The following is a 23,561-nucleotide window of genomic DNA, read 5'->3' as shown; positions in this document are numbered from 1 at the left end:
GGGCCGGCCACGCCGCCGCCCCGGACGAACGAAGGGCAGCCCCACGGGGCTGCCCTTTTTCACGTCGCGTGCGGGTGGCTGCGCGCCGCCGTCACCACCCATACTTCAGCTCGACGCCGACATAGTCGGCGTTGTGCCCGCCCGCCTGGCGGATCGCATCGCCAACCTGGAAATGCACGGCCTCGATCGCACCGATGAGGTTCGCGGCAATCGTCCAGTCCGCGCGCAGCTGCACGTACATCCCGGTCCACAACCCGCCCTTGCCCGCCGTGCCCGGCACCGGGATGTTCGGCTGCTGATAGACGGCGTCGCCGGTCGTCTCGCGCCACTGGAAGCCGAGCGCACCGAGCAGCGACAGGTTCGCCGACGGCTTCAGCGTCACGGACGGCTTCACGTGAATCAGGTTCGCGTAGCTCGTATAGCCGGCCAGCGTGAAGTAATAGCCGTTCGGAAACAGCGGGTTGAAGGTGCTCACGCGGCCATCGTGCGGATGCCGGTCGCCCGACGCCGCGTCGACCTGCAGCGCGATACGCGGCGACCACGGCGCATCGAGCTTGTAGCCGGCGATCGACCCGACGGCCCACGCCCCGATCGTCGCGTTGCCGACCGTGCCGGTCTGCAGCATCGTTTCGAGGTCCCAGTCGAAGCGCCCCAGCGTGCCCGTGTAGCGCACGTCCCACACGTCGCGATGCTCGGGACCGCTCGCGTCGAGGAACCGCGCGTTGTTGCGGTTGTAGCGCGACCAGTAGCCGGACAGGTCGCCCGGCCCGACCGACTGCCGCTCGAAGCGCACGCCGCTGAACGTGAGGTCGCGATTCGACACGTCGTCGAAATCGGACGCGTTGCGGTTCTGCACCGGCTGCGTCGCATAGCCGATGAAGCGCCACTTCTGGTACTCGTAGACGGCCCAGACCGCATCGAACGCCTGCCGTACGTTCGGGCCGTCGCGCGTGGCGATGAAACGCTGCAAGTCGAACGCCATCTCCTGGCGGCCGACGCGGAACTTGAACGTGCCGCCGCCGAGCGCGCCCGTGTAGGTCGCGAACGCCTGCTCGAGATCGAGCGGGTTCTTGTCGACCGGCGACACGGTGTTCTTGCCGAACGCGCGGGCGTCCTGCAACTGCACGAAGAACTGCCAGTGCTGGCCGAGATGCGCATCGGCATGCACTTCGATGCGCTGGATCAGGTACGTATCCGATTGCGCTGAACCGATGCCGAACAGCGGCGCGTCATTGGTCTCGAGACGCTCGCGCAGGTTCACGCCGAGCGACAGATAGGAGGACGGATCGTTGCCGAGCGGAAGGTATTTCAAGCCGTCGAGGGGTGCGCGCGGCACGCACGGATTCGCGAGCACCGACCAGTCTTCCTGCCAGCGGTTGAACAGCACCACGGGGCGCTTGGCCGTGCAGGTCGATGCGGCAGCGGCGGTTGGCGTTGCCGATGTCGTTGGCGTTGCCGTTGACGCGGCCGCCGCCGGCTCCTGCACCGGCGTGGAAGCCGGCGTCGATGCCGGCGCCGTTTGCGCGCATGCCGCGTCGGCGCCCGCGAACAGCAGCCCCGCGACGATCGACGCGCGCGCGGCCCGTGCGGCGTGCGGGCCGTGATGCCTTCCCCGTCCCCGCTCGATCATGCGCGCTCCTGTGTGGTCGTACCCGCCGTTTGTGCCGCGCACAGGGCAAGCGTCGCGAGCGCGCCGACCGGCGCGAGCAGCGCGAAAAACCCGACGAAGCGGAACCCGAGCGCGCCGCATGCGGCACCGAGCGCGAACGCGACGATCGCCGGCAGCATCTTGCCGAAGCGCGCCCGCGCCGCCGCGCGCGCGGCCTCGGCGGTGCCGGCCGACAGCAGGTCGACCGCGTCGAGGATCGCCTGCGTCACGTTGCCGGTCATCACCGTGTTCGGCACGCCGCCGGCGCGCGCGATCACGCGCGGATGCGCGTTCTGCACGCCCATCGCGAACGTGCCGACGATGCCGGCCACGAGCGCCGGCAGGCTGTCGGGCTGCGTGACGGGCGTCGCCCATACGCCAGCCGCGCAGAAGCCGAGCAGCAGCACGGCCTGCACCGCATGCAGCGTGCGCGCGCCCTGCCAGGCGGGGCGCCCGGACATCGCCCGTGCGATCAGGCTGCTCGCGATCACGCCGCAGACGAACGCGGGAAACACGCTGAGCTTCAGCACGATGCCCTGGCCGAAGCCCGCGATGCCCGCGCCGATCAGCACGAAGTTGCCCGTCACGTGCGCGGTGAACAGCCCGAACAGCGCGACGAAGCTCAGCGTATCGACGAAGCCAGCCACCGCGGCAAGGATCGTATCCTCGTGCTTCATCGCGCCGCGCTCGCGTGGATTTCGGCGACGTAGCCACCCGGGAACTGCACGAGCGCCGCGTCACGGCCGTCCGACGTGAACGGCGGCACGAGCACGGTCACGCCGGCTGCCTTGGCTTTCTCCAGCGTCGCGGCGAGATCGTGCACTTCGTAACCGGTCATCTCGCGCCCGAACGGGTAAGGCAGGTGGCCGTCGGTCACGAGCACGGTCATCTTGCCGAAACCCGATTCGATGCGGATGCGGCGATACGTGTCGTTCGGCCGGCCGATCTCGATCCCGGGCGCCTTGAGGGTGTCGGATACCACCTTGCCGTTCGAGAACTTCACGAAATCGTGCACCAGCTTGCGCACGCTTTCCGGCGACACGTACACGCGGTTCTCGGGCACCGTCTCCAGCGTGTCGTAGCGCGGCGCTTCGGTATGCCAATAGAGCTGCATGTTCAGGCCACCGGTCCAGCGGATGATCGCGTCGCGGCCGATCGGATCGGGGAACGTGTCGACGATCACGTCTGCACCGTGCGCGCGCGCCGTCTTCATCGCGACGTCCATGTCGGTGACGAGATAACCGGTGCGCTCCGCGCAGAACGGATACGGGATCGGCGTCTTGAAGCCGAACACCGAGATCGTGCCGACCGGCGTGAGCACGAGCTGCGACATCGTCTGGCTCGGCGTGGGCGTGACCTGGAACACGCCCTGCTTCGACTTCTTGCCGCCGAACGTCGCGACGAAGCTGTCGGTGAAGCGGTCGAAGTCTTCCGGCGCCACGCACACGTGTGTCGTGTCGTATTGCGGGCCGACGGCCACCGTCGGCGTGGCCGCCGGCGGCACCGGCGGCTTCGCGAACGACGCCGGCGCCGCGACGCAGCCGGCCGCGATCGTCAGCGCGCACAGTGCGGATCGAATGGTCATCATGATCAGGTTTCCTTGTTGTGTCATCGAATAGTGCAATCGGTCACGCGCGGACATCGCCGTCCACGCGCTTCGCATCGGCGAGCACGGTCGCGAGCACGAGTGCGGCGATCAGCCCGAGATGCTCGAAAAAGCTGTTGAGCGCCATGAAATGCTCGGCGCCCGTACGGTTCCAGAAATCGTTGGCCACCCCCATCGCGACCAGCGTCAGCATACCGAGGCTGCCCGCGCCGAGCCGCGTGAAGCGGCCCAGCACGATGCACAGCGAGCCGGCGATCTCGACTGCGATCGCGAGCGCCGCCCACAGCGCGGCCGGCTGCAGCCCGAAATGCGCCTGCTCGGCGACCGCGCCATGGAAGTCCAGCGCCTTCGCGATACCGCCGATCAGGTACGCGGACACCAGCGCCAGCCGCGCGAGCGGCAGGACCCACGGCTGCGCGAGCAGCGCGCGGACCCACGCCGGGTTGCCGGCGCCGACGTGTTGGGTCGGGGTCGCCATGTCAGACCGCCCAGCACGAACAGCCGAACGCGCCCCAGAAGCCCTTCGCGTCCGAGGTCGGCAGCGCGCGGCTCCATGCGCTGGCATGCGCATGGCCGTGCAGGCCGCACGCACTGGCGCAACCGCACATCGCCGCGGCAGCCGCCGCGCGCTGCAGCGGTGCGCCGTCGCGCTGCGTCGCGCCCCAGCCACCGTAGCCGCCGTAGGCGCGCACCGGCGACCAGTCCGGCATCGCCGGCGGAATCGGCGCGTCGTGCGACGTGAACGGCCCCGCCCCCCACACGATCCGGCCGCCCACCACCGTCAGCAGCGCCGTCGTATCGACGATATCGTCCTCCGCGCACGTGAAGAAATCGCGATCGGGGACCATCAGGTCGGCCAGTTGCCCGACCGCGATGCGCCCTTTCTTGCCCTCTTCGTTCGAGAACCACGTCACGTACTCGGTCCACATCCGCAGCGCGGTCTCGCGATCGAGCAGGTTGCGCTGCGGATACAGGCGCATCCCGCCCACCGTCTTGCCCGTCACGAGCCATGCGAGCGACACCCACGGGTTGTACGACGCCACGCGCGTCGCGTCGGTGCCGGCCGACACCTTGAGGCCTTTCGACAGCATCTTCGCGACCGGCGGCGTCGCTTCGGCCGCCTGCGCGCCGTAGCGCTCGACGAAGTACTCGCCCTGGTACGCCATCCGGTGCTGCACCGCGATGCCGCCGCCGAGCGCCGCGATCCGGTCCATCGACTTCTCGGAGATCGTTTCCGCGTGATCGAAGAACCAGTTCAGCCCTTCCAGCGGGATGTCCTGGTTGACCTTCTCGAACACGTCGAGCGCGCGGCTGATCGTTTCATCGTAGGTCGCATGCATGCGCCACGGCCAGCGGTTTTGCGCAAGCACGCGCACGACGCCTTCGAGATCGTCTTCCATCTGCGCCGGCAGATCCGGGCGCGCGACGCGGAAATCCTCGAAATCGGCGGCCGAGAACACCAGCATCTCGCCTGCGCCGTTGTGACGGAAGTAATCGGTGCCGTCGTGGTACTTGCTGCTCTTCGTCCAGTTGACGAAGTCTTCTTTCTCCGCGTTCGGCTTCTGCGTGAACAGGTTGTAGGCGATCCGGATCGTCATCTCGCCCGCGTCATGCAGCTTGCGGATCACCTCGTAATCGTCGGGGTAATTCTGCGAGCCGCCGCCCGCGTCGATCACGCCCGTCACGCCGAGCCGGTTCAGCTCGCGCATGAAGTGGCGCGTCGAGTTGTACTGGTACTCGAACGGCAGCTTCGGGCCTTTCGCGAGCGTTGCGTAGAGGATCGTCGCGTTCGGGTTCGCGAGCAGCAGGCCCGTCGGATTGCCCGCGGCGTCGCGCAGGATCGTGCCGCCCGGCGGCTCGGGCGTGTCCTTCGTATAACCCACGACACGCAGCGCGGCCGCGTTCAGCAGCGCACGGTCGTACAAATGCAGGATGAACACCGGCGTATCGGGCGCGACCGCGTTGAGCTCGTCGATCGTCGGCAGGCGCTTCTCGGCGAACTGGTGTTCGGTGAAGCCGCCGACCACGCGCACCCACTGCGGCGCCGGCGTGATCGCAACCTGCTGCTTGAGCATCTCCATCGCGACCGCGAGCGAGCGTACGCCGTCCCAGCGCAGCTCCATGTTGTAGTTCAGGCCGCCACGGATCACGTGGCAATGGTTGTCGGTCAGGCCCGGCAGCGCCGGGCGGCAGCCGAGGTCGACCACCTTCGTCGCACGGCCCGCGAGCGGCATGACCTCCGCGTCGCTGCCGACGGCGACGAAGCGGCCGTCCTTGATCGCGACCGCAGTGGCGACGGGGTTCGCACGGTCGAGCGTCGTGATGCGTCCGTTGTGCAGGATCAGATCCGGTTGATTATCAGTTGCACTCATTAATATGTCCTCGATGCGGTCAGAAGCCGAGCCAGTGACGGATGGAGCCGATGGCCTGCGAGCCGATCAGCATGCCGGCGAGGCCGATCAGCGCAATGAGCGGCGGCGCCGGCGAGCGCACCTTGATCACGCTGTACACGACGCCGATCAGCACGCCGGCCGACAGCGACAATAGATAAGATTCCATAACGATTATTCTCCCCGGCCGGATTAGAATGAGCCGCATCGCGCCGGCCGCATGCTGCGCCGCCGTATCCACTTCGCTTCCCTGCCACTCTGTCCGACCATGCAACACCTTCCTGATCTCGAAGCCTGGGCCATCTTCGCGCGCGTCGCGGAGCTCGGTTCGTTCGCCAAAGCCGCCGAGCTCCTCGGCGTGTCGCAACCGACCGTCTCGAAGGCGATCGCGCGTCTCGAAAAGCGCCTCGGCGCGATGCTGCTGTACCGCACGTCGCGCAAGCTGTCGCTCACGCCGACCGGCGAACTGCTGCGCGACCGCGCGATCCGCCTGCTCGCCGATGCGGAACTGATCGAGAGCGAGGCCTCCGCGCAAGCGCTCGAACCGCACGGCCTCGTGCGCGTGAACGCGCCGATGTCGTTCGGGCTGCGCCATCTGTCGCCGCTGCTGCCCGCGTTTCTCGAGCGCCATCCGCGCGTCGACATCGACCTCGTGCTCACCGACCACATCGTCGACATCGTGTCCGGCGGGTTCGACGTCGCGATCCGGATCGCCGAGCTCAGCGATTCGTCGCTGCGCTCGCGCCGCCTGTGCGCGGTGCGTCGTCCGCTCGTCGCGTCGCCGGCGTATCTGGCCCGGCATGGCCGGCCCACACATCCGCGTGACATTGAGAAGCACGTGTGCCTCACCTACACCAACCTGCCGACGCCCGAGCACTGGCGTTTTCGCCACCCGGCCTCGGGCGACGACTTCGGCGTGAACGTGCACGGACGCATCCGCACCAACAACGCCGACGTGATCGTCCCCGCACTGATCGCCGGCCACGGCCTCGCGCTTCAGCCCGAGTTCCTGGTGTGGGACGAACTGCAGCGCGGCGTACTCGAAGAAGTCATGCATGACTGGAGGATCGCCGACGTCAACGTCAACCTGATGACGCCGCCCGGCATGCTGCGTGCCGCGCGCGTGACGGTGCTGCTCGATTTCCTCGCCGAACATTTCTCGCACGCGCCGTGGGCGCTGCCCGCGGCCTGAGCGGGCGGCGGCCGGCGGATCGCCGCAGGTCGCCGCTTGCATCGGATACGGCGCCCGCAGCCGGTCGCCCGCGGCCGGTCGCCCGTTACTTCGCCGGCACGGCCGGGATCGACTCGTGCGGCGTCGCGGTACGCTGCGCGGCCTTGTGGACCATCGTGTATGCGTAGTCGACGCCCATCCCGTACGCGCCCGAATGCTCCTTCACGACCGCCATCACCGCGTCGTACGTGTCGCGACGCGCCCAGTCGCGCTGCCACTCGAGAATGACCTGCTGCCAGGTCACGGGCACAGCGCCGGCCTGCACCATCCGCTGCATCGCGAAATCGTGCGCGGCCTGCGACGTGCCGCCCGATGCGTCGGCCACCATGTAGATCTCGTAACCGCCTTCGAGCATCGCGCACAGCGCGAACGTCGTATTGCAGACTTCGGTCCACAGACCCGACACGATCACCTTCTTGCGGCCGTTCGCGGCCAGTGCGTCGCGCACCTTCTGGTCGTCCCACGAGTTCATCGACGTGCGTTCGAGCGTCTTCTGGTTCGGGAAGACGTCGAGCAGTTCGGGATAGGTATGACCGGAGAACGCCTCGGTCTCGACCGTCGTGATCGTGGTCGGGATATTGAACGCCTTCGCGGCCTTCGCAAGGCCGACTACGTTGTTCTTCAGCGTCTGGCGATCGATCGACTGCACACCGAACGCCATCTGCGGCTGCTGGTCGATGAAGATCAGCTGGCTGTTGTGCGGGGTAAGTACTTCGAGCTTCGGGTTGCTCATGGCGTGATCATCCTTGGAACGGGAAGGGGAATCTTTCCTCGCCGCGAACGCGGGAGGATTCGAGTTGGGTACGACGCTTGATCGGCTTCGTCCGTCTCGATTCATTAAAACCGCAATCCTCTGACACGAACATCCAAAAAATGGAATCACATGGATTCCAGAATAGGTGGTCGCCCAAGGGCAATCCGCCCTTTTTTTCTTCACGTAAACCCGATACGCTTCGAGAGCCCTCGACGATGCACTCGTCGCCACCCGTCGTTCGATCACGAGACCACGAGACGCCCATCATGAAAGCCTATGTCCTGTCGCTGCTCGCCGGCGTCCTCGCCGGCGCCATCTACGGCACGATCGGCGTGAATTCGCCGGCGCCGCCGATCATCGCACTCACCGGCCTGCTCGGCATGCTCGCCGGCGAACAGATCCTGCCGGTCGTGCGACGCATGCTCGCGGGCCACCGGCTGAACACCGCATGGCGCGACGCGAAGTGCAGCCAGCACATGTTCGGCGCGCTGCCCGGCGGCGCCACGAACGACCGCAAGCCGTCGTGACGCAATCGTTCATCACCGGCCACGCATGACCAACGTCGAACTGTTTCATTACCTGCTGCTGTTGATCTGCGGGGCAGGCGCACTCACCTGGCTCGCCGAACGGATCTCGATTCCGCCGGCCGTCGTGCTGCTGCTCGGCGGCTGCGTGGTCGCGGTGGCCGGCAAGCGCGTGCCCGACATGGACCCGGCGCTGCTGCTCGCGGCCGTGCTGCCGCCGCTGCTGATGTCGAGCGGGTTCTACACCGCGTGGAAGGAATTCCGGCAGGAGCTCGCATCGATCGCGTCGCTCGCGCTCGGCGCGGTGGTGTTCACGACCGTCGCGGTCGCGCTCGCCGTGCATGCGGTGAACCCGGCGCTGCCGTGGGCCGCCTGCTTCACGCTCGGCGCGATCGTGTCGCCGCCCGATGCGGTCGCCGCGAAGGCGATCCTGCAGCGCCACCCGCTGCCCGCGCGGCTCGTCGCGGTGCTCGAAGGCGAAAGCCTCGTCAACGATGCGTCGGGCCTGCTGCTGTACCAGATGGCCGTATCGGCCGCGCTCGCCGTGTCGATCACGGCCGCGAGCGCCACCGGCCTGTTCTTCTCGCTCACGCTGATCGGCATCGCGGTCGGCCTCGCGTGCGGCCATGCAATGAGCTGGGTGCTGCCGCGCCTGCGCGACCCGATGCTCGGCATCGTCGTGACCTTCGCGATGGCATGGGGCAGCTACGGGATCGCGGAAGCCGTCGACGGCTCGGGCGTGCTGTCGGTCGTCACCTGCGGGCTCGTGCTCGGCGTGCGCCAGCATCGCGTATTCGACGCCGACATGCGGATCAAGGCGAAGGCGACCTGGGAAGCGATCGTGTTCGTGCTCGACGCGCTCGTGTTCATCCTGATCGGCCTCGCGCTGCACGCGATCCTCGCGCGCGTGAACCACGAAGGCGCGGTGCTGATGGCCGGCCTGCGCGTCGCGCTGCCCGCCACCGCCGCCGCGATCGCCGCGCGCATCGTGTGGGTGTTCGTCGCGATGTGGCTGCCGGGCCGCCTGCGCGCGCCGCGCGCCGGCCACGCACCGTGGTCGTGGCGTGAGGCCATCGTGCTCGGCTGGTCGGGCATGCGCGGCGTCGTGAGCCTCGCGGCCGCGATCGCGCTGCCCGCCAATTTCCCGGGCCGCGACCTGATCCTGTTCAGCACGTTCCTGCTGATCATCGCCACGCTCGTCGTGCAGGGCGGCACGCTCGCGCCGCTGATCCGCGTGCTGAAGCTGCGCCCGGCCGCGCGCCACACGATGTCCGAGCACGCGGTGCGCGCGCATGCGTTCGGCGCGGCGCTCGCCGAACTCGACGCGCTCGAACAGCGCGGCTCGACTCTCGAGCGGCCGTCGCTCGACCGCCTGCTCGCCGAATACCGGAACCGCGTCACCTTCAACGACCGCGCGCATCGCCAGGGCGCCGAGCCGGCCAACGTGCGCTCGCGCATGCTGCGCGTCGAACTCGACCTCGTCGGCGTGTCGCGCCGCGCGCTGCTCGACCTGCATCGCGACGGCAAGGTCGACGACGCCGTGCTGCACCGGATCGAATCGGAGCTCGATTTCGAGGAACTGCGGCTGCAGCGACTGCTCGAACCGTAACGCCCGGCCCGGCCGCCGGCCTCCCCTTTTTTCACATGGAACTGCAATGAGCGAACTGTCCGTCGAAGCGAGCATCGGCTCGGTCGATTACCTGGTCCACTTCACCGACGGCGTCCACCAGTGGCGCGCCGACGAACCGGCGTCGCTCGGCGGCGGCGATGCGGCGCCCGCGCCCGTCACGCTGCTGCTGTCGAGCCTCGGCGCGTGCACCGCGATCACGCTGAAAATGTACGCACAGCGCAAGGGCTGGCCGCTCACCGAAGTGCACGTGAAGCTCGCGCACGAATCGGGCAGCGCGGGCAGCACGATCGTGCGCCGCATCACGCTCGAAGGCGACCTGTCCGGCGAACAGCGCGAACGGCTGCTGCAGATCGCGAACGCGTGCCCGGTGCACAAGATCCTCACGCATCCGATCGCCATCGACACGGCGATCGCCTGACGCGCCCCGCCTCGACTACCAGAGCCCCACCATGTCCGCCTCGATCAAGACCCTGCTCACGCCGCGCGAAAGCGACATCGGCAACCTCGTCGTGCGCCGCGTGCTGCCCGCGCGCGCCGCCCGCGTCGTCGGCCCGTTCATCTTCTTCGACGAGATGGGGCCGGCCGTGCTGCCGGCCGGCAGCGGCATCGACGTGCTGCCGCATCCGCACATCGGCCTCGCGACCGTCACCTACCTGTTCGACGGTTCGCTGATGCACCACGACAGCCTCGGCTTCCGGCAGAAGATCGTGCCGGGCGACGTGAACTGGATGACCGCCGGCCGCGGCATCGTGCATTCGGAGCGCTCGCCCGACGAAGACCGGCCGCGCGATCAGCCGGTCCACGGGATCCAGACCTGGGTCGCGCTGCCGGTCGAGCATGAAGACACCGCGCCCGCGTTCGTCCATCATGCGGCCGACACGCTGCCGTCGTTCACGCGCGACGGTGCGAGCGTGCGCGTGATCGCGGGCACCGCGTTCGGGCTCACGTCGCCGGTCGCCGTGTTCTCGCCCACGCTCTATGCGGTTGCGGAATTCGCGGCAGGCGGCACGCTGGCGCTCGATGCCGAACATGAGGAGCGTGGCGTGTACCTCGTTGACGGCGATCTCTCGATCGACGGCACGCCGCTCGCCGCCGCGACGATGGCCGTGCTGGAGCCGGGCGCGACCGTGACACTCGCCAGCACGAACGGCGCCCGCGTGATGCTGCTCGGCGGCGCCCATCTGCCGGGCGAGCGGTTCATCGAATGGAATTTCGTGTCGAGCGCGCGCGCGAAGATCGATGCGGCCCGTGCGGCGTGGGCCGATCAGACCTTCGGCAAGGTGCCGGGCGAAGAACACGAGTGGACGCGCCAGCCGGAACGCAAGGCGCAGTAAGGTCACAACGCACAGCCAGCGGGTTCGCCCGCGGGCAAGCCACGCAACGGCCGGCTCCCATGCCGGCCGTCGCGCGTTTACCGCTTCAATCCCATCAGCTTCGCGAGCGTAGGCCAGCGGTCGAGCGACTCGATGAACGCGCGGCGCGCCTGCTCGTCGACGTAACGCTCGGGATCGAGCGCGGGCAGGTGCCGCGCGAGGCCGAGCACGTCGTTCGGTTGCGACAGGCGATCATCGTCGCTGTCGGCGGGGAGCATTACTGTTCGTCGATCCATACGCCATCCGGAGTTTTCACCGCGTAGCCCGCGGCCGTCTGCATCGTCACCGTGCCCTCGTTTTCGCCCACCATCCGCGTGCGCGGCAGGTCGGCCGCGTACTGCGCGAGCGTCGTGCCCGGCTTGAACGGGCTGTTCGACACGAGGTTCGACAGCAGTTGCGCGAGCGCGAGGAAGCTGGTCGGCTGGTCGATCACGGTCGTCGCGCCGTGGTTGCCGGTAAAGCCGACGAGCCGCACGCCGACCGGCCCGTGCACGATGCGCGGCGTCGGGATCTCGCGCAGGCCCGCGACCTGGTACTTGTCGCCGCGCAGCGCGGCGCCGTGCTCGGGCACGAACACGATCACCGCGCGGCGGCCCGATTGCGCGATCAGGTCGGCCAGGTGATCGAAGTCGTCCATCAGCTTCGTCACGCGCTGCGGATACGAGTCGATGCTCGTGAGCGCGCTGCCGACGACGCGGTTGCCGTCGTGCAGGCTGATCGTGTTGTAGTACAGCGCGACCGGGCCCGGCACCGACGCGCGCTGCGCGTACCAGTTCGCGAGTGTCGCGTAGTCGCTCTTGATCTCCGAGCCGTCGAACGCGTGCATCGCGACGGGCGCGGCCGCGTTCGACACCGGCGGCGCGTCGGGCACGCCGATGTTGTCGTGGATCACCTGCAGGAAGTTGTCGAAGTGGCCGTCGTGGTTCAGCAGCGACTGCACCTTGTAGCCCGCGCTCGCCAGTTGCGAGAACAGGTAGCACTGCTGCGGCGCCGGCTTGTACAGATCGGCGTGAGCCTCCTGCCCGCAGCTCGCGCGCAGCACGCGGATCGCGGCCGGGCCGCTGTAGCTCGCGGCCGTGCTGAAGTTATTGAACAGGTAGTCGAAGTGACTCAGCATCGGGTGGTTGCGTACCTTCGCGGCATCGAGGTCGTCCCACGACAGCGAGCAGATGTGCAGCACGATCACGTCGAACTGCGCGGATGGATCGTTGCCGAGGTGGCCGAACGCGACCTGCCGCTGCGATTCCTGCGTGCGGAACGTCGCGAGCGCGGCGTTGTGATCCTCCGGCTGGCCGGCGAGCGTCGTGCCCGTCGCGCTCGCCTGCTGCGGAAGCGGTGCGACGACGCGCGCCATCAGCCCGGTGCCGGCCTGCCACAGCGGCATCACGACCAGCACGGCCAGCACGAACGTCGCGACGCGCAGCCAGCGATTGACGATGAAGTAGACGATCAGCGCGCCGGCCACCGTCAGCAACAGCACCGGCGGCAGCAGGCGCGGCAGCAGCTCCATCCAGTACTCGAGGCGGAACGTGCTCACTTCGCGCGCGGCTTCGGCGAGCCGGGCGAGCGGCGGTGCATGCATCTCGCGTGCGAGCAGCGGCACCGCGATCGCGATCGCCACGACCTGCCGGACGATGCGCCACGCGCGCCGCCGGATCGGTGCGCTCGCCGCGAGCGCCACCGCGAACGCGAGGTTCGCGAGCCAGAACGGCTGCAGGTGCCCGGTCGCGAACAGCGCGAACTTCAGGATGAAATACAGATTCCAGAACGTCATCTAACCCACTCCATGATGAGCGCCGCGTCAGTCGCGCGCCCGATCGAGTTTCGGCGCCAGCATGGCCAGCAGGCCGCGCGCCGCACCCTTCCACATCCGTACGTTGCCGTCCAGGCCGATCCGCAACACTTCCTTCAGCCCGCCGAGCGGGGTGTCGACCCGCTGGCCTTCGTGCCAGTCGAGCCACGCGTCCGCGCGGCCGAACGTGCATTGCACGAGCTGGCGCTCCTGTTCGAGCGTGAGTTCGTCGAAGCTCACGCCGACATGAGTCGGCGTCACGCGGCTCACGCGCACCGGGAACGGGAACGGCCGGTCGCCGCGCGTCACGCACACCGTCAGCGTGTCGCCGACGGCGAGCGAGAGGCCCGGCACCGCTTCGAGGCCGAGGCCGCCGGTCGAGTAGTCGCTCGTGAAGCACGCGGCGGTCGAGCCGTCGGCGAGCAGCAGCATGGCCGGCACACGCATCGCGATCCGGTGCGTGACGCGCACCTGCTTGGTCTCGCGCGCCACGGCCAGCGCCGCGCCGAGCATCGCGAGGTTGTACACGGTCCAGCCGAGCGTGATCAGGATCGTCGACGCCTCGTCGCCCTGGTCGGCCACGAGCCGCCACAGGCCCGCGAGGATCGCGAGCACGTTCATCCCGAACAGCACCAGATACGGCTTCGACGTCGACCAGTCGACGTAGCCTTCGTCGATCTTGCCGCCCTTGTCGGTCACGTTGAACTTGCCGTGCTTCGGGCTGAAGAACGCGACGGTGGTCGGCAGCGCGATGTACCACGCCAGCACCGATTCGTAGACCTCGGCCCAGAACGAATGGCGGTAGCGCCCCTGCATCCGCGAGTTCGCGACGTTCGCGAGCACGAGATACGGGATCACGTAGCTCGCGAGCGCGAGCGCCGACGCGTTGATGAAGTACAGGTGGAAGAACAGGTACGCGAGCGGGATCGTCAGGAACACCAGCCGCGGAATCCCGTAGAAGAAGTGCAGCATCGCGTTGCCGTAGCAGATCCGCTGGATGAGGCCGAGCCCGCGCCCGAGGAACGGGTTGTCGATGCGGAAGATCTGCGCCATCCCGCGCGCCCAGCGCGTGCGCTGCTTCACGTGGCCCGCGAGGCTTTCGGTCGCGAGGCCGGCCGCCTGCACGGTCGGCAGGTATGCCGACGTATAGCCGCGCCGGTGCAGCTTGAGCGCCGTGTGCGCATCCTCGGTCACGGTCTCGACCGCGACGCCGCCCACCTCTTCCAGCGCGCTGCGCTTGAGCACCGCGCACGAGCCGCAGAAGAACGTCGCGTTCCACAGGTCGTTACCCGACTGCACGAGGCCGTAGAACAGGTTGCCCTCGTTCGGGATCTCGCGGAACGTGCCGAGGTTGCGCTCGAACGGATCGGGCGAGAAGAAATGGTGCGGCGTCTGCACGAGCGCGCACTTCGGGTCGCGCAGGAACACGCCCATCGTCGTCTGCAGGAACGAGCGCGTCGGCACGTGATCGCAATCGAAGATCGCGATGTATTCGCCGTGCGTCTTCGGCAGCGCGCGGTTGATGTTGCCGGCCTTCGCGTGGCGGTTGTCGTCGCGCGTCACGTAGTCGATGCCCGCCTCGCGCGCGAACGCCTCGAATTCGGGACGCTTGCCATCGTCGAGTAGATACACGCGCAGCTTGGCCGTCGGCCAGTCGATGCTCTGCGCGGCGAAGACGGTCGGCTTCACGACCGACAGCGGCTCGTTGTAGGTCGGGATGTAGATGTCGACGGTCGGCCAGGTGTCGGGATCGTCGGGCAGCGGCACGATCGGCCGGTCGAGCGGCCAGGCGGTCTGCACGAAGCCGAGCAGCAGGATCATCCACGTGTAGGCTTCCGCGCCGTACAGCAGATAGCCGGCGACGGCCTCGATCGGGCTGCGGAAATCGAGCGTCTGCGTGGTGCGCCACCACATGTAGCGCACCGTCGCGAGCAGGGCGAGCGACGCGAGCGCGAGCGTCGGCAGATGGCCCGGCAGGCGGCGCAGCGCGAGCGCCAGCACCGCGACGATCGCGAAGAACGCGAACTGTGCGCCCGGCATCAGCGGCGACATCCCGGCCGCGGCCCACAGCAGCGCGCCGGCCACCAGCAGCAGCGGCGCGAGCCAGCGGTGTCGGCCGACGCCGTTCGCGCGCGCATCGAGCCAGCCGCCCCAGCGCACCCACGGCAGGCGCGCGAGCAGCGCGTCGATGCGCCGGCCGACCGCGCGCCCGGCCAGATAGACGGGCACGACATACTTGTCGAACCACGCGAGTGGATCGCGCGCGGGCCGGCTGTCCGCCGCACGCGGCGCCCGCACGATCGCGCGCCACAGCCATTCGCGCGGGCTGAGCGGCTGCAGCACGCCCCACTCCTGCGCGAGCCGAAGGGACGCGACGCGCACCCAGCGGCGCACGTGATCGGGCCGGCCCGGCGGCGGCGCGTGGAAGAGCAGCCGCACGATCCAGTCGACCCGCGTGCGCTGCGCCGGCAAACCGATGCCGCGTGCGAGCCAGTCGGCCGCACGACGGCCGAGCGCACGCAGGCGCAGCGCGAAGCCCGCGTTCATCGCGCCGCTCCGCGGCGACCGGCGGCGCCCGCCGCCAGCCACGTATCGACCCAGTTCGCGACGCCGTTCAGGTCGTGCGACGCCTGCGAATACGGCGCATCGTCGAAGATCCAGCTGCCGCGCGCGAGCGCTTCGGGCACGGCCGCATCGACGTGGATGCGCTGCTCGAGCATCGACGCCGGCCCCGCGACCGCGCGCAGCATGCCGAGCGCGTCGCGCTGCATGTCGCGCGCCGGATTCAGCCGGTTCACGACGATCTGCAGTTCGCCGCCGCCGGCCCGCAGCGCACCGAGCCGCGCGGCCGTCGTCGCGCACGCGGTCGGCTCGGGCGGCACGACGACGAGCGTCAGGTCCGCGCAGCGAATCGCCTGCTCGGTCTGCGTCGACGGATAGCGCGCGGTGTCGATCAGCACGACGCCGTCGGCCGGCAGCGCAATCTCGTCGAGCGCGCGCGACAGCCACGCGGGATCGGCCGCGAGCCGCGCATCGCACGCGGCGGCGCCGGCCGCGTCGACCTGCCCGTACGGGACGAACAGCACGCCGTCGGCGTTACGCCACGTATGGGCATGCCATGGCTCGCCGCCGCCGAGCAGGCTCTGCGCGAGGCCATGCTCGGCCAGCGAATCGAGGCCGAGCGTCGCGCCCATCAGGTTCTGTGCATCGAATTCGACGGCGACGACCGGCCGGCCGCGACGCGCGAGCAGCACCGCGAGCGCGGCCGTGAGCGTCGTGCGGCCCGCGCCGCCCGTCGTCGACGCAATGGCGATCGTCCTCATCGGGCCGCCTCGCCGCTATGCTCGCCGCGCGCCGCATCGGGCAGCAGCCGCCCGCGCAGCGCGACGGGCACGAGTTCGCACGGTACCGCGTCGCGCCGGTCGATACCGCGCGGCGCATGAAAACCGCGGCCGATGCCGAGGTGCTGCGCGACGATCCACACCGGCACCGCGATCACGATGCCGACGATGAAACCGATGACGATTTCGGCAATCATGCGACTCCCTCCTTGCGCAGCGGCATCGCGCTGCGGACGGCGCTGCGCTTGCGCGCGGCGGGAATGACGGGCTCCGGCGCCGAGGCACCGACAGCCGCGGCCGCCGGTGTCGCACCGATCGCCTCGAGCGCGACGATCGTATCGATTGCGTCGATCGCGCCGCTCACTTCGCTCGCGTCGGGCAACGCCGCGCCGGGGTCGGTGCGAACGGACGGTTGGCGCGTCGCGCCCGCCGGCGGTGTGGCCGCGAACAGGTCACTGTAGTCGGCGATCGGCGCGCGCCGGTTCTCCGCCTTCAGCGCATTGAGCTCGGTGTCGATGCTGCCGTGGCCGAGGCATACGACGCGATCGGACAGCGTGTCGACCGGCACGTCGAAGATGCGCGCGAGCGCGTCCTCCGCATCGGCCGGTTCGCACGCGAACAGGAACACGTACAGGTGCGCGGCATCGGCCGTCACGACGTCGCCCGCGCGGCGCGGCTTGCAATGGCGCAGCGCGTCGACGTGCGACACGCCCGGCAGCAGCGTGATCTTCGCGAGCGTGTGCGGCAGCGCGAGCACGGCGCCGCGATCGAGCACCGCGCGAATCCGCAGGCAGAACGCGCCAACCGGCAGGTAGCCGAGCACCGAATCGCCGAGCGCGGCCGCGAGCGCCGCGCGATAGTCGGCCGCGACGGGCCGCGCATAGAGCTGGCCGCGCAACGCGTGCACGGCGGCCTGCATCCGCGAGACCGGCAGGTCGCGCGCGACGACGCGGCTCGCGCCGACGCTCAGCACGAGCATCTCGAACTGCTGGCGCAGCACTTCGCCGCGCTCGACGACCGCGATCTTCAGCGCGCCGCCGCACTGCCGGCGCAGCGCGTGCACGTCCGCGCAGAGCGCTTCGAGCTGCGCATGCGAGCGGAACACGAGCACCGCGGTGGCGGCCTGCGCATGCGCGCAGGCGGCGACGACGGCCGCGTTGTCCTCGACGATCTCCCAGCCGTCCGGCACGCGGTTCGTGCCTTCGAGCACCGCGCGGCTGACGACGACACGATCCTCGTCGCTCGCGAGCTTCATCCGGTGCGCGGGCTCGGTCGCGCCGCCGTCGACGTGCGCCGACAGCCGGCCGCCCGGCGCGAAGCGCAGCGGCCGCACTTCGCCGGCCGCGAGCGTGTCGCCCGCCCGCCAGAAATCGACGACCCACAGCAGCTCGCCGTGCGTGCGCTGCAACTGCGCGACGCCCGAGCAGATACCGTGGAAACCGCTGCGCGGCGTGCGATCCGCATCGCGCACGAGCGGCGCATCGTCGGTGCGCGCGGCGCCGCCCGCGCGGGTCGCTTCGGGATCGAGCAGCAGCACCAGCGCGATCCGGCGCGTGCGGCACCAGTCGGCGAGTGCGTGCGCCTCGTCGGCGAGCGCGATCGGGTCGTCCCAGCTGAACCAGCGCTGCGCGCCTTCGACGAAATACAGCGAGCGCGCGCGAAAGCCGTAGCGCTTCAGCGCGCGCAGGCCGCCGGTCAGCCGTGCGAACGGGCCCGGTGGCGCGCGGCGCGGGGCGTCCGCGGTTGCGTCGGCGCCGGCGCCAGTGCCGGTGTGGTCACCGTTGGCCGGCTCGGCCGCGGGCGGCATCGCCAGCACGTTCAGGTTGCGCGGCCAGCCGGCCGGCTGCGCACCGCCTGCAAAGCCGCGCGCCTGCATCTGGTCGGCGACGTGCGCCGCGTCGCGTGCGAGCACGACCGTCACGTCGCGCGTGCGTGCCTGTCGCGCGCTCTCCCACACGAGCGCGTCGCACGCCGGCGTGCCGCCGGCCGCGTAGATCGCGTACAGGCCGCCGGCTTCCAGTTGCGTCCACGCATCGGGCAAGCCGTCGATCGCGAGCCGGCTCACCGTGCCGGCGCGGCCGCCGGCCGGCCCCACGTGCAGCAGCGCGCGCAGGCGATCCACCAGGCCGGTGGCGCCGAGCGCGGAGCGGGTGGCATCGAGTTCCGTATTCACGGCGCGTTCCCCTAGTAATCCGAATAAAGCCGCACCGGCGTCGGCGTGACGAGCCAGCTGCGTTGTGCGCGCGCGTCGAACGCATAGCGCAGGTACACGAGCGCCGAACTCGGCGCGTAGTCGTGCGACCGGTCGACCTTCAACTGCGCGCCCACGCTCAGGTGCGGGTTCACGCGGTACTCGACGATCCCGTTGATCCCGTACGAGAACGACACGCCGCGCGTCGAGCTGCCCGTGTACACGAAGCCGGCCGCCACCTGCGCGGCCCGCTGGTCCGACGACATCGGGTAATACAGCGAATCCTTCTCGTAGCTGTTCGAGATCCCGCCGGTGACGGTCAGGTCCCACGACAGCGCATCGTGCCGCCCCGCCCATTCGATCGGCACGCCGAGCGACAGGTAGCGTTGCGGGCTGTAGTAGCCACCCTGCCCGTACGTGTAGTAGCGCAGGTTCTCCGCGTAGTGCCATGCATTGCCGACGAGCCCGGTGCTGAGCTTCATCGTCGCGCGCTCGTACACGGGCACCGTGAAGCCGGTGCGCAGCGTGACTTCCGCGTTGCGTTCGACGTTGCGGCCGGACAGCACGCCCGCGCCGAGTTCCGCGAACAGGTTCGTGCGGCCGACGTCGACCGACGCGCGCAGGGTCACGCCGTCGCGGCGCACGCCGCCCCAGACCGCGCCCGTCCACGGGTCGCGCATCCCCGAGTACGACAGCACGCTGCTCGTTTCCGGCCGCCGCGACGCATTCACCGAGAAGCTGGCCGGGCCGGCGTCGAAGCGATAGCGCACGCCGCCGACCAGGTAATGCACGGGGAAACCGAGCGGCGACGTGCCGAGATCGAAGCGCCATGCGTCCGTCAGGTAGCCGGCGCCGAGCGCGACGCCGGTGGCCGTCTGGTGCAGCGAACCCGGCGGATTCGCGATCGATGCGGGGGTCAGCGCGTTCTGCGCCTTGAGCGCCGCGTAGCTGCCGAACGTGCTGAGCGAATACGCGTTCGGGTTGCTCGTGTCGAGCGTGCCCGGGTCGAGATGCACGGTGTCGATCTGCGCGAACACGTGCCCGTCGTAGCGGATCGGCATCTGCATGTAGATCGGGACCTGCTGCGCGCGATACGACGAGATGCCTTCGTCGCCCGACTTGTAGGCGGGCGTCCAGCCGGTTTCGATCTCGGGATTGCGCCGCTGCTGGAGATCCGCGAACGCGGCCTGCGCGGGCGTCAGCCCGTCACGGCCCGGGCTCACGCCCGTCGTGCGCTCCTGCGACTGCGACAACCGGTACAGCGACGCCGCATCGTCATAGCGCCCCTGCGCCTCGGCCACGCGGCCGGCCGCGACCGTCACGTCGGCGCGCGACGGATACGCGGCATGCAGCCGGTCGGTCACCTGCCCGGCTTCGTCCGGACGGCGCAGCGCATTCAGGCGGCGCACGGCCGACAGTTGCGTGTCGACGTCGTCGTCCGGCGTGCGGGCCAGCACCGCCTGCACGCGTGCAAGCGCCGCCGCCCGATTGCCGCTGTCCTCGTCGATGCGGGCCAGCGCGAGCTGCGTATCCGCATCGTCCGGCGTGCGCGCGACGGCCGGCGCAAGCGCGGCGCGCGCCGCATCGTAATGGCCTTGCGCGCGTTCGAGATCGGCCAGTTCGAGCGCATAACGCTTGTCCGCGCGGCCGGCCGGACTCGCGCGATCGAGCAGCTTGCGTGCCTGCGCGTAATCCTGCTGCGCGATCGCGTCGTCCGTCTGACGCAGCACGAGCCGCAGCGACTGGTCCTCGATCCTCGCCGTCTGTGCGGGCGTCAGCGACGGTTCCCGGCGCAGCGTGTCGAGCCATGCGGCGAGCGCGTCGTCGCGCCCCGCGCTGCCGAGCAGGTCGCCGTAGCGCAGCCGCACGTCCGCGTCGGCGTCGCGCGGGTGCGCGGCGATCCAGTCGTGCAACGGCGCGAGCCCGCGGTCGGGTTCGCCCGCGTCGATCCATTGCGCGCCGATCGCGGCGAGCATGTCGGGATCGTCCGGCGCACTCGCCCGCGCCTGTGCGAGCGACGCGGCAAACGCCGTGCGGTCACCGCGCGCGAGCGCGCCGCGTGCGTCGGCCAGCGCGCGTTGCGCATCGAGCTTGCGCGCAAGCGCGCGCATCCCGTCCGAACGGTGCGCGTCGTCGACCGGCGCGAGCGCGGCCTGCGCGCCCGCGCCGTCGTCGAGCGAATTGCGGTACAGCGCGGTCGCGTAGCGCATCTCGGGCGTCGCGCTCTGCGCCAGCCCGTCGTCCATCACCGTGCGGCCGAGCTGCGGCAGCCCCATGTCGCGATAGAGGCGCGCGAGCGCGAAGCGCGTCCACGGCGCGTCGGGCGCCGCGCGCACGGCCGCCTCGTAACGCTGCGCGGCGGGCCCGCGTTCGCCCTTGTCCGCCAGCGCGCGCGCCTGGTTCGCGAGGAGGTCGGCACGCAGGCCGTCGAGCGCGCGTCGATCGTCACGACCCGTCACGCGGCCTTGCAGCGCATCGAGCAGCGGGCCGATCTGGTCCGCGCGGCCGGTGTTCTCGTACAGCGTGGCCGTGCCGCGCACGGCCGCGAGGTCCGGCGAACGTGCGGCCAGCAACTCGCGCAGCAACGGCTCCGCGCGCGTCCAGTCGCGCTGCGCGAGCAATGCGTCGGCAAGCTGCAGCTTCGCGTCCGGGCTGTCCGGCTGCATCGCGAGTGCCGCGCGTGCGGCACGCGCCTCGTCCTGCGAACGGCCTGCCGCGGCCGCCGCGCGGCCTTGCGCGAGCAGCCCCCAGAACTGCGCGGTGCGCGCGAGGCCCTGCCATTTGCCGCGCTGGTCGGTCGACAGCGTCGCGGCACGCGCGAACAACGTGCGCGCTTCGTCGTGCCGCCCTTCGCGCAGGCGCAGCAGGCCGAGCCCGCCGACCGCGTCGGCGTCGTCCGCCCGCGTCCGCGCGGCACGCGTGAGCAGCGGATCGGCGCCGGCCAGGTCGCCGCGCGCGAGCGCCTGCAGGCCGCGCTGCTGCGCGATGTAGTCGGGATTGCGTTCGAGCTGGCGCTGCGCGTCGCGCTGGCGATCCAGTTCCGCGACGCGGTCGACGAACTCGGTATCGTCCGGCACGAGCACGAGGTACGCATGCAGTGCATCGAGATACGCGGGATCGCTGCCGGCCGACTGCAGCACGCGCCGCCACAGCGCCATCGCCTCCGTATGGTCGGCATCGGCGCGCTTCGCGAGCGCCCAGGCGATCCGGTTCGCCTCCGGCCGCGTCTCGGCGCGCTGGTTCAAAAGCCGCGCGAGCGCCATCGTCGCGCTCGTGTCCTGCGGATCGGCCGCGACCGCGCGGCGCAGCGCGGCGATCGCCGGCTCGCGTCCACCCGGCGCATTCGACACGATCTGGTAATACTCGGCGCCGAGCGCACCCGACGGCGCGCCGTTCGGAAACAGCGCGACGATCCGCCGGGCCGCTTCGTCCGCGCGACCGCTGCGCGCGAGCAGGCGAATCTGCGCCATCTCGCCGCGCCCGCTCGTCGCGACACGATATTCGTCAGCCACCCGCCGCGTGGCAGGCGCATTCGGCGACTGCGCCTGCAGGCGCGCGAGCGACGCCTGCGCGCCTTTCGCATCGCCGAGCCGCAGCAGCACGCGCACTTGTTCAGCCAGCAGCTCGGGATCGCCCGGCGCGATCAGCAGCCCCTTGCGCAGCGCGTCGCGCGCGAGGTCGTCGCGATGCTTGACGCCCCACATCCGCGCGGTGTCGAGCTGACGCTGCGCGTCGGCGGACGCGGCAGTCGCCGGCGCTGCGGGGTTCGCCAGCGGCGCGTGCGCGGCGGTGCCCGGCGCCGCCGCGCACACCGACGACGCGAGCCATGCGAATCCCGCGACGTGCGGCGCGGCGCGCTTCAGCGGGCGGCGCACGAGCGGCCTCCCCAGCGGGTGTCGAGCGTGCCGTCCGCGCCGAACCGGTAGCGCCCGTCGTGCCAGCCGAGCCCGAACAGCGTCAGCACGCTCGTGTAGTAACCGGGCGGCGACTGGCGAGCGAGCGTATCGACACGCGCTGCCTGGGCATCGGCCAGCGCGCGCTGGCCGCGCGCGTCGAGGAACGGCACGGCCGCCGCCGAGAAGCCGCCGTTGCCGTCGTTCGGCCCGGCGACGCCGGTCGTCGTGTCGACCTTCTCCGGCGGCGCGCCATGCGCGGCGATATGGTCGGCGAACGGCGCAAAACGCGCGAGCATCGGCGCGGCGAGCGGATCGGCGCGATCGAGCATGCCGGCCCACAGATACACGCGGATCGCGTTGTACGCGCTCTCCGCCTGCGTGTCGCGATCGGGCCCGAAACCCGTGCCCGCGCGATACAGCGCCCAGTCGGGCGAGAAGCCTTTCGGTGCGGTGTCGAGCAGCACGCGGCCGGTGCTGGCGGCGAGCGCGGCCCAGCGCTTGTCGTCGGGCAGGCGCGCGCCGAGCGCACGGATCACCTGCGGCGGCGAATAGCTCGGGTTCACGCGCCACTGGCCGTCGGCGAGCTTGAACCCAGTCGGCGCGGGCAGCAGCGTGAGGCCGAGGCCCGGCACGGTCGCCGTCTCGACGTCGAGCACGCGCTTCGCGAGCAGCGCGCCGCGCGCCGTGTAGCTGCGTTCGTGCCACAGCCGCCCGGCCTCGACGAGCGCATACGCGATCCACAGGTCGGCGTCCGACGCCGCGTTCGCGTCGAGCACGCGCCACGCGCCGTCGGGCGCGCGGCCCCACAGCCACGCGGGCAGGTGCGCGCTCAGGTCGCCCTGCGCGAGATTGTTCTCGGTCCATGCGAGGATCGTGTCGAACATGCGCCGGTCGTTCGCGACCAGCGCGAAGAAAAGTCCATACGCCTGCCCCTCCGATACCGTGCGTGAATCAGCCGAGCCGACGTCGATCACGCGGCCGTCGGCCGAGATGAAATCGCGCTTGAACGCGTCCCAGCGCGGCCACGCCGCACTGCAGCCCGCGTCGGCCGCACCGGCTCCCGCGGCCTGCGCGCGCGTGGCCATCCCGGCCGCCGCGCACGTCATCGCCACCGCCAGCGCGAGACCCGCGCCGACGCGCCGCGCCGGCCGCGTTGCCCGTCGCTTCGCCATTGCCCGCGCCATC

The 23,561-nt window shown here is 70.3% G+C and carries 20 protein-coding genes; 5 read left to right on the top strand and 15 right to left on the bottom strand.

The features are described 5' to 3' along the window. Nucleotides 1-91 precede the first annotated feature (91 nt). Genes CFB43_RS07650 through CFB43_RS07625 form a run of 6 tightly spaced genes read right to left on the bottom strand, consistent with a single transcriptional unit; the run spans nt 92 to nt 5,813 of the window. Nucleotides 92-1,630: an alginate export family protein gene (locus CFB43_RS07650; protein ID WP_089494644.1), complete on the bottom strand. Its 1,539-nt coding sequence runs from the start codon at nt 1,628-1,630 to the stop codon at nt 92-94. Next, nucleotides 1,627-2,325, bottom strand: coding sequence for a YoaK family protein (locus tag CFB43_RS07645; protein ID WP_089494643.1), 699 nt, complete (start codon nt 2,323-2,325; stop codon nt 1,627-1,629). The genes CFB43_RS07650 and CFB43_RS07645 overlap by 4 nt, the downstream gene beginning before the upstream one ends. Next, complete coding sequence (locus CFB43_RS07640) at nt 2,322-3,236, bottom strand: VOC family protein (RefSeq protein ID WP_089494642.1); 915 nt, start codon at nt 3,234-3,236, stop codon at nt 2,322-2,324. Before CFB43_RS07640 ends, CFB43_RS07645 begins: the two co-directional genes overlap by 4 nt. 40 nt (nt 3,237-3,276) lie before the next feature. After that, the gene (locus CFB43_RS07635) at nt 3,277-3,732 is read right to left on the bottom strand and encodes a DoxX family protein (protein WP_089494641.1); all 456 of its coding nucleotides are present in this window, start codon (nt 3,730-3,732) and stop codon (nt 3,277-3,279) included. Nucleotide 3,733: 1 nt separating this feature from the next. Further along, the gene (locus tag CFB43_RS07630) at nt 3,734-5,626 is read right to left on the bottom strand and encodes an amidohydrolase (protein WP_089494640.1); all 1,893 of its coding nucleotides are present in this window, start codon (nt 5,624-5,626) and stop codon (nt 3,734-3,736) included. A gap of 19 nt (nt 5,627-5,645) precedes the next feature. Then, nucleotides 5,646-5,813 (bottom strand): DUF1427 family protein, encoded by a 168-nt coding sequence (locus CFB43_RS07625; RefSeq protein WP_089494639.1) that lies wholly within the window; start codon nt 5,811-5,813, stop codon nt 5,646-5,648. Between the two features lie 99 nt (nt 5,814-5,912). Between CFB43_RS07625 and CFB43_RS07620 the strand changes: the two genes are divergently transcribed. Further along, nucleotides 5,913-6,836, top strand: coding sequence for a LysR family transcriptional regulator (locus CFB43_RS07620; RefSeq protein WP_089425137.1), 924 nt, complete (start codon nt 5,913-5,915; stop codon nt 6,834-6,836). 85 nt (nt 6,837-6,921) lie between these two features. Here CFB43_RS07620 and CFB43_RS07615 read toward each other — a convergent pair whose 3' ends face one another. Next, a complete protein-coding gene (locus CFB43_RS07615; RefSeq protein WP_089494638.1) occupies nt 6,922-7,608 on the bottom strand; it encodes a hydrolase in 687 nt (228 codons plus the stop codon). A 287-nt stretch (nt 7,609-7,895) separates the two neighbouring features. Between CFB43_RS07615 and CFB43_RS07610 the strand changes: the two genes are divergently transcribed. Genes CFB43_RS07610 through CFB43_RS07595 form a run of 4 tightly spaced genes read left to right on the top strand, consistent with a single transcriptional unit; the run spans nt 7,896 to nt 11,117 of the window. After that, complete coding sequence (locus CFB43_RS07610; RefSeq protein ID WP_089494637.1) at nt 7,896-8,156, top strand: XapX domain-containing protein; 261 nt, start codon at nt 7,896-7,898, stop codon at nt 8,154-8,156. A 25-nt stretch (nt 8,157-8,181) separates the two neighbouring features. Then, complete coding sequence (locus tag CFB43_RS07605) at nt 8,182-9,762, top strand: cation:proton antiporter (protein WP_089494636.1); 1,581 nt, start codon at nt 8,182-8,184, stop codon at nt 9,760-9,762. Between the two features lie 46 nt (nt 9,763-9,808). Next, nucleotides 9,809-10,201 carry an OsmC family protein gene (locus tag CFB43_RS07600; RefSeq protein ID WP_089494635.1) on the top strand — a complete coding sequence of 131 codons (393 nt, stop codon included), beginning with the start codon at nt 9,809-9,811 and terminating at the stop codon, nt 10,199-10,201. A 31-nt stretch (nt 10,202-10,232) separates the two neighbouring features. Further along, nucleotides 10,233-11,117, top strand: coding sequence for a pirin family protein (locus CFB43_RS07595; protein WP_089494634.1), 885 nt, complete (start codon nt 10,233-10,235; stop codon nt 11,115-11,117). Between the two features lie 77 nt (nt 11,118-11,194). On the opposite strand, the gene CFB43_RS07590 is transcribed toward CFB43_RS07595, so the two are convergent. The 8 genes from CFB43_RS07590 to bcsZ are packed head-to-tail and all read right to left on the bottom strand — an operon-like array spanning nt 11,195 to nt 23,560. Next, nucleotides 11,195-11,392, bottom strand: coding sequence for a hypothetical protein (locus tag CFB43_RS07590; protein WP_089425132.1), 198 nt, complete (start codon nt 11,390-11,392; stop codon nt 11,195-11,197). Further along, nucleotides 11,374-12,930: a cellulose biosynthesis protein BcsG gene (gene bcsG, locus CFB43_RS07585; protein WP_089494633.1), complete on the bottom strand. Its 1,557-nt coding sequence runs from the start codon at nt 12,928-12,930 to the stop codon at nt 11,374-11,376. Before bcsG ends, CFB43_RS07590 begins: the two co-directional genes overlap by 19 nt. A 27-nt stretch (nt 12,931-12,957) precedes the next feature. After that, a complete protein-coding gene (bcsA, locus tag CFB43_RS07580; protein WP_089495276.1) occupies nt 12,958-15,495 on the bottom strand; it encodes a UDP-forming cellulose synthase catalytic subunit in 2,538 nt (845 codons plus the stop codon). Beyond that, nucleotides 15,492-16,271: a cellulose biosynthesis protein BcsQ gene (gene bcsQ, locus CFB43_RS07575; protein WP_089494632.1), complete on the bottom strand. Its 780-nt coding sequence runs from the start codon at nt 16,269-16,271 to the stop codon at nt 15,492-15,494. The genes bcsA and bcsQ overlap by 4 nt, the downstream gene beginning before the upstream one ends. Then, nucleotides 16,268-16,486 (bottom strand): hypothetical protein, encoded by a 219-nt coding sequence (locus CFB43_RS07570; RefSeq protein WP_089439809.1) that lies wholly within the window; start codon nt 16,484-16,486, stop codon nt 16,268-16,270. The genes bcsQ and CFB43_RS07570 overlap by 4 nt, the downstream gene beginning before the upstream one ends. Next, nucleotides 16,483-18,462 (bottom strand): cellulose biosynthesis protein BcsE, encoded by a 1,980-nt coding sequence (gene bcsE / locus CFB43_RS07565; RefSeq protein ID WP_089494631.1) that lies wholly within the window; start codon nt 18,460-18,462, stop codon nt 16,483-16,485. Before bcsE ends, CFB43_RS07570 begins: the two co-directional genes overlap by 4 nt. Before the next feature lie 11 nt (nt 18,463-18,473). After that, a complete protein-coding gene (locus tag CFB43_RS07560; RefSeq protein WP_089494630.1) occupies nt 18,474-22,355 on the bottom strand; it encodes a cellulose synthase subunit BcsC-related outer membrane protein in 3,882 nt (1,293 codons plus the stop codon). Next, on the bottom strand, nt 22,340-23,560 hold the full coding sequence (bcsZ, locus tag CFB43_RS07555; protein WP_089494629.1) for a cellulose synthase complex periplasmic endoglucanase BcsZ: 1,221 nt from the start codon (nt 23,558-23,560) through the stop codon (nt 22,340-22,342). The genes CFB43_RS07560 and bcsZ overlap by 16 nt, the downstream gene beginning before the upstream one ends. Between the last annotated feature and the right edge of the window lies 1 nt (nt 23,561).

This window comes from Burkholderia sp. AU15512 (assembly GCF_002223325.1).
Lineage (GTDB): Bacteria > Pseudomonadota > Gammaproteobacteria > Burkholderiales > Burkholderiaceae > Burkholderia.
This window is presented reverse-complemented; position numbering and strand designations above follow the sequence as displayed.

What these genes read in the sequence shown, in the direction of transcription:
- CFB43_RS07650 (WP_089494644.1), bottom strand. Translation starts at nt 1,630, where the DNA reads ATGATCGAGCGGGGACGGGGAAGGCATCACGGCCCGCACGCCGCACGG.
- CFB43_RS07645 (WP_089494643.1), bottom strand. Translation starts at nt 2,325, where the DNA reads ATGAAGCACGAGGATACGATCCTTGCCGCGGTGGCTGGCTTCGTCGAT.
- CFB43_RS07640 (WP_089494642.1), bottom strand. Translation starts at nt 3,236, where the DNA reads ATGATGACCATTCGATCCGCACTGTGCGCGCTGACGATCGCGGCCGGC.
- CFB43_RS07635 (WP_089494641.1), bottom strand. Translation starts at nt 3,732, where the DNA reads ATGGCGACCCCGACCCAACACGTCGGCGCCGGCAACCCGGCGTGGGTC.
- CFB43_RS07630 (WP_089494640.1), bottom strand. Translation starts at nt 5,626, where the DNA reads ATGAGTGCAACTGATAATCAACCGGATCTGATCCTGCACAACGGACGC.
- CFB43_RS07625 (WP_089494639.1), bottom strand. Translation starts at nt 5,813, where the DNA reads ATGGAATCTTATCTATTGTCGCTGTCGGCCGGCGTGCTGATCGGCGTC.
- CFB43_RS07620 (WP_089425137.1), top strand. Translation starts at nt 5,913, where the DNA reads ATGCAACACCTTCCTGATCTCGAAGCCTGGGCCATCTTCGCGCGCGTC.
- CFB43_RS07615 (WP_089494638.1), bottom strand. Translation starts at nt 7,608, where the DNA reads ATGAGCAACCCGAAGCTCGAAGTACTTACCCCGCACAACAGCCAGCTG.
- CFB43_RS07610 (WP_089494637.1), top strand. Translation starts at nt 7,896, where the DNA reads ATGAAAGCCTATGTCCTGTCGCTGCTCGCCGGCGTCCTCGCCGGCGCC.
- CFB43_RS07605 (WP_089494636.1), top strand. Translation starts at nt 8,182, where the DNA reads ATGACCAACGTCGAACTGTTTCATTACCTGCTGCTGTTGATCTGCGGG.
- CFB43_RS07600 (WP_089494635.1), top strand. Translation starts at nt 9,809, where the DNA reads ATGAGCGAACTGTCCGTCGAAGCGAGCATCGGCTCGGTCGATTACCTG.
- CFB43_RS07595 (WP_089494634.1), top strand. Translation starts at nt 10,233, where the DNA reads ATGTCCGCCTCGATCAAGACCCTGCTCACGCCGCGCGAAAGCGACATC.
- CFB43_RS07590 (WP_089425132.1), bottom strand. Translation starts at nt 11,392, where the DNA reads ATGGATCGACGAACAGTAATGCTCCCCGCCGACAGCGACGATGATCGC.
- bcsG (WP_089494633.1), bottom strand. Translation starts at nt 12,930, where the DNA reads ATGACGTTCTGGAATCTGTATTTCATCCTGAAGTTCGCGCTGTTCGCG.
- bcsA (WP_089495276.1), bottom strand. Translation starts at nt 15,495, where the DNA reads ATGAACGCGGGCTTCGCGCTGCGCCTGCGTGCGCTCGGCCGTCGTGCG.
- bcsQ (WP_089494632.1), bottom strand. Translation starts at nt 16,271, where the DNA reads ATGAGGACGATCGCCATTGCGTCGACGACGGGCGGCGCGGGCCGCACG.
- CFB43_RS07570 (WP_089439809.1), bottom strand. Translation starts at nt 16,486, where the DNA reads ATGATTGCCGAAATCGTCATCGGTTTCATCGTCGGCATCGTGATCGCG.
- bcsZ (WP_089494629.1), bottom strand. Translation starts at nt 23,560, where the DNA reads ATGGCGCGGGCAATGGCGAAGCGACGGGCAACGCGGCCGGCGCGGCGC.